The sequence below is a fragment of the Amycolatopsis pigmentata genome, assembly GCF_042684065.1.
In the GTDB taxonomy this organism is placed as follows: Bacteria; Actinomycetota; Actinomycetes; order Mycobacteriales; family Pseudonocardiaceae; genus Amycolatopsis_E; species Amycolatopsis_E pigmentata.
The window spans coordinates 313713-318848 of record NZ_JBHUKR010000020.1 but is presented as its reverse complement, the minus strand read 5'-3'; the positions used below and the strand labels follow the sequence as shown (position 1 = coordinate 318848).

The window sequence follows — 5136 nt, the reverse complement described above, 5'->3', positions numbered from 1 at the left end:
ACTCTCCCGGCCACGGCACCCGTGTCGTGAAGGAGAGGAGAACAGCGTGGGTGACAGGGTCGGCGCGGGCACCGTCGGGCGGGTGCCCTCGAGGGAGGAGGGGCCGCCGTGGCGAGCCGGATGACCAGCGCCCGGTCGATGCTCGGGGTCTCCCCGGCCGAGCCGGACTGTTTCCGCACGATCACCGACGCCATCGCCGCCGCCAAGGACGGTGACGTGATCTCGATCCGGCCCGGCGTGTACCCGGAGCCCATCGTGCTGGACCGTGAGGTCACCCTGTCCGGTTCCGGGGCTCCGGGCCAGGTGCGCATCGAGGCCTCCGGAGACCCGGTGCTGCGCATGAACGTCGAGCACGCCGCGGTTTCGGGTGTCGAACTCGTGCACAGCGACGGTGAAGTGGCCGTGGATCTGCGCAGCGGGGCGCTGGAGTTCGACGAATGCGTGCTCGCCGCCGATTCGGGCGTGGCGTTCGTGGCGCGCGGTGGCACCGAATTCCGGGCCAGGGACTGCGAAATCCGCAACCCCGGTGGTGCGGGACTGCTGGTCTACGACGGGGCCCGCGCCGACGTGCGAGGCTGCCGGATCACCTCGGTCGCGAGCACCGCCGTCGTGACCCGCACCGGTGGCGCGCCGAAACTGGTGGACTGTGTGCTCTCGGAGGTCGCGGGCGGGGTGCTCGCGGCCGACGGCGGCCAGGGCTCGCTGGAGCGATGCCGGGTCGAAGCGGTCACCGGCACCGCCATCGTCGCCGAGGAGCGGAGCCAGTTCGTCGTCACCGCCACCGAACTGTCCGATGTGGACGGTGTCGCGGTGCTCGCGGCGAGCGGGTCCCGGCCGGTCCTGCGGGACTGCCGGATCAAGCGGACCACCGCGCAGGCGATCGTGGTGGTGCAGCAGGCCGCCGTGGAACTGGAGCGGGTCGTGGTGGAAAACGCCGCGGGCCACGCGGTGCAGGTCCTCGACTCCTCCACCGCGGACCTCTCCGAGTGCGTGTTCACCGGCACCGGGCATGACGCGGTGTTCGCCGACGCCGCCGCGGAGGTCCGGATTTCCGGGTGCGAGATCACCGGCGGGACCGCCGCCGGGGTGGTCCTCACCGGCCAGGCGAGGGTGCGGGTGACCGACTCCCGGATTACCGGGACGGCCGGCGCCGGGCTGAGCGTGCGGGGCCAGGCGCGCCTGGAGGTCGACGGCGGTGAGGTACGCGAGTGCGCGATCGGCGCGGAATGGCACGAGCAGTCCTCCGGCGGGATGAGCGGGTGCACCGTCCGTGACAACCTGCGCGACGGGGTGAGGGTGCTCAGTGATCAGGTGGTCGACATCCAGGACTGCCGGGTGGAGCAGAACGGCGGGCGCGACACCCGACTCTCCGTCGACTCACTCCCCGAACCGGTCCGGCCCGGCGCTCCGGAGTCCACAATGGACGACCGAGGTGGCCGCGCCGCTCCACCACGCGGCCGTTCCGGCAAGGCCGAACTGGACGACCTGCTGACCGAACTGGGTGACCTGGTCGGACTGGACGGGGTCAAGCGTGAAGTGGAGACCCTGGTGCGGCTGCACCAGATGGCCGAGCGCCGCGCCGCGGCCGGACTGCCGTCACCACCGCTGTCCCGCCATCTCGTGTTCACCGGTTCCCCCGGCACCGGCAAGACCACGGTGGCGCGGCTCTACGGGCGCATCCTCGCCGCGCTCGGCGTGCTCAAACGCGGCCAGTTGATCGAGGTGGCGCGGCCCGACCTGGTCGCCTCGGTGGTCGGCGGTACCGCGCTCAAGACCACCGAGAAGTTCGAGGAGGCCCTCGGTGGTGTGCTGTTCATCGACGAGGCCTACACGCTGGCCGCCACCACCGGCGGCAGCGGCCCGGACTTCGGTCGTGAGGCCATCGACACCCTGGTCAAACTGATGGAGGACCACCGGGACGACGTGGTGGTCATCGTCGCGGGCTACACCCACGACATGCGCCAGTTCCTCGCCGCCAACCCGGGCCTGTCGTCCCGGTTTTCGCGCACCATCGAATTCGCCGACTATTCCTCGGCGGAACTGGTCACCATTGTCGAAGGCCTTTGCCGGACCCACGACTACCGGCTGGAATTCGAGACCCGTTCGGCGTTGCACGCCTATTTCACCAACCTCCCGCGCGACGGCGTGTTCGGCAACGGCCGCACCGCGCGCAAGGTGTTCGAGGAAATGGTGGGGCGCCAGGCCTACCGGCTGGCGGAGGACGACTCCGCGACCCAGGTTTCGCTCACCCGGCTGCTGCCCGAGGACCTCGGCCCGCTGCCCGGCTCGGCGGTCGGCGCGGGTGCCGGGCGGGTGGATTCCGAACGGGTGGACCAGTTGCTCGACACCCTGCGCGGGCTCGTCGGGCTGGCCGAGGTCAAGTCCGAGGTCGCGGCGATGGTCGACCTGCTGGCCTCGTCACGGCAGCGGCAGGCGGCCGGGCTGCCGGTGCCCTCGCTGAGCAGGCACCTGATCTTCGCCGGCCCCCCGGGCACCGGCAAGACCACCGTCGCCCGGCTCTACGGCTCGCTGCTGGCCGCGATGGGAGTCCTGGCGCAGGGCCAGGTCACCGAGGTCAGCCGCGCGGACCTGGTCGGCGAATACGTCGGCCACACCGCCAAGCGCACCACCGAGTCCTTCGACCGGGCGCGGGGTGGCGTGCTGTTCATCGACGAGGCGTACACGCTGTCGTCCGGCCAGGGCGGGGCCGGTCACGACTTCGGCAGGGAGGCGATCGACACGCTGGTGAAGCTGATGGAGGACCACCGGGACGAGGTGGTCGTGATCGCGGCGGGATACCAGCGGGAGATGGACGGATTCCTGGCCGCCAACCCGGGATTGTCGTCCCGGTTCTCCCACCGGGTCACCTTCGCCGACTACAGCGCCGACGAGCTGGTCACCATCGTCACGCAGCACGCGAACAGCGCGGGCTACGAGTGCTCCGGGCCCGCCGTGGCCGCGTTGCGGGCGCATTTCGCCGCGGTGCCGAGAGGTGACGGGTTCGGCAACGGCCGTTACGCGCGCCAGATCCTCGACGCGGCCATCGCCCGGCACGCGCGGAGGACGCGGGGCCTGACCGATCCGACCCTGGACGATCTGTGTGTGTTGCTGCCACAGGACATTCCGGCCGCGCCAGGTGCCGGATGAGAACAGATCCGGCCCATCGGAGGTTTGGTCCATCGGGGTAGCCACGGCGGCGTCGAGTGCACGAGCGTGAACGTAATCATGGTCATAGCCGAACGGGCCTGACCATTTCCGCAGGTAGGAATCTTTCCGCTGACCGCGCGGAATCTTCACCACTTGTCGGGATCTCACCCGGGCGGCGAGGCTGTGCCCGTGACAGACCACAGACGGCCCTCGTCGGTGCCCGGCGCGCGACGATCAGGACGGCTCGGACGGCGGGCGGACGCGCGATGCGGGTAGCCATCGCCGAGGACGGCGCCCTGTTCCGGGAAGGACTGGTGATGCTGCTCGAGGCGGCCGGGCACGAGGTGGTCGGCCGCGTCGGCGACGGTGACACGCTGCTCGCGATCGTCGCCGCCGAGCAGGTCGACGTCGCCATCCTGGACATTCGCATGCCGCCGGAACCCGACGGGGGGCTGGTCACCGCGGAACGCATTCGCGCCAAGTTCCCCGAGACCGGCCTGCTCATGTTGTCGCAGTACGCCGAGACGCACTATCTCATGCGTGTGCTGGAAATCGGCGCCGAACGCAGTGGTTACCGCCTCAAGGAGCGCATCGGCGGCGTCCGGGTGCTCGCCGACACCCTGGACCGCATCGTGGCGGGGGAGATCGTGATCGAGCCGGTGCTCGCCAAACGCCTCGTCGATGTCCCGGCAGGCCGCCCGGACAGCCCGCTCGCTTCACTGACCGAGCGCGAACTCGACGTGTTGCGCCTGATGGCCGAAGGCCGCGCCAACAACGGGATCGCCAGGGAACTGTTCGTCTCCGGCAAGGTGGTGGAAAAGCACATCGCGTCGATCTTCGCGAAGCTGGGCCTGCCCAGCGACCAGACCCTGCACCATCGCCGCGTCCTGGCCGTGCTCGCCTATCTCCGGGCGATGCGGATCGACTGGTAGCCATGCCCGGCGAAAGACCTCACCTGCTCGCGGCGAGCGTGCCGCCCGAACGGCTGGTCCCGGCGCTCGTGCGGAACATGGCCCACACGGCCGGCGGCCGCGTCGCCTACTGCGTGCGAGAGCCCACCGGGCTCGCCGTGGTCGCGGCCTGGCCCGAAAGTGTTGGCACGCAACGAATCCCGGACGATGTGGTGGCACGGGAACCGGTGGGCGGAAATGGTCTGGTCCTTCTCGCCGCGCCCCGGCGCTGGGGCGCCGCCGAGCGGGAAGCGTTGCGGGAAACGGCGGGCTGGCTCGGGGTGGCGGCCCGGCTGGGGACGGCGCGGGACGACCGCGACCGTGCCCGCGCCCGCGTCCACGCGCTGCGGGCCGAGGTGACCACCGCGCGGGAGAAGCTGGCGCAGGTGCGCGACATCGAGCGGCGCAGGCTCGTCCGGTCGATCACCGCGACGACCCTGCGCGACCTGGACGGCGTCAGACGGCGGTTACGCGATGCCGAGCTGGCGCGGGCTCGTGACGCGCTGGACGATCTGCTGGAGTCCTTCCGCACCGTCGTCCGCGGGGTGTACCCGGCGATGCTTCCCGACCGGGGCCCACGGGAGGCGTTGGAAGAACTGGCGGCGACGCTGCCCCGGCCGGTGCGTTTCCGGGGCGATCCCGGCCGGTCGAGCTGGCCGGCCGAGTCCGGTCTGTACCACGCCGTGGCGGCCTCCCTGACCCTGCTGGCGGGCACGCGAGACACCGTGGGGAAGGTTCCCGTCGTGGTGGACTTCGGCCGTGATGGCGCCACGCGGGTCCGCGTCACCGCCCCCGCCGGCCGCCTGTCTCAGGTCGAGTTGCGTTCCGCGCTCACCCACGACGCCGAACGCCTCGAGGCTCTGGGCGGCACGATGGAGTGTGTGGTCCGGCGGGGCTGGGCCGTGGTCGCCCTCCGTTTCGCGGACCGGCCCGAAACGGCCGCGACCCCCGCCTGGCCGCTGGCACACTGAAGTCCGTGAACTCTCCCGTCATCCGGCGCTCGCTCAGCCTGCACGGTCCCACCCGCCGCAAGCCACAC

At 71.3% G+C, this 5136-nt stretch carries 3 protein-coding genes; all 3 read left to right on the top strand.

The window, feature by feature from the left end; genetic code table 11:
• Window positions 1-108: 108 nt before the first annotated feature.
• The 3 genes from ACFSXZ_RS31005 (at window position 109) to ACFSXZ_RS30995 (ending at window position 5068) form a co-directional block, all read left to right on the top strand.
• Window positions 109-3147, top strand: a complete 3039-nt coding sequence (locus ACFSXZ_RS31005; protein WP_378268989.1) for an AAA family ATPase — start codon at window positions 109-111, stop codon at window positions 3145-3147.
• Window positions 3148-3413: 266 nt separating this feature from the next.
• Entirely contained in the window at window positions 3414-4079 is a 666-nt protein-coding gene (locus tag ACFSXZ_RS31000) for a LuxR C-terminal-related transcriptional regulator (RefSeq protein WP_378268988.1), read from the top strand.
• Window positions 4080-4081: 2 nt separating this feature from the next.
• Entirely contained in the window at window positions 4082-5068 is a 987-nt protein-coding gene (locus ACFSXZ_RS30995; RefSeq protein WP_378268986.1) for a hypothetical protein, read from the top strand.
• Window positions 5069-5136 lie beyond the last annotated feature (68 nt).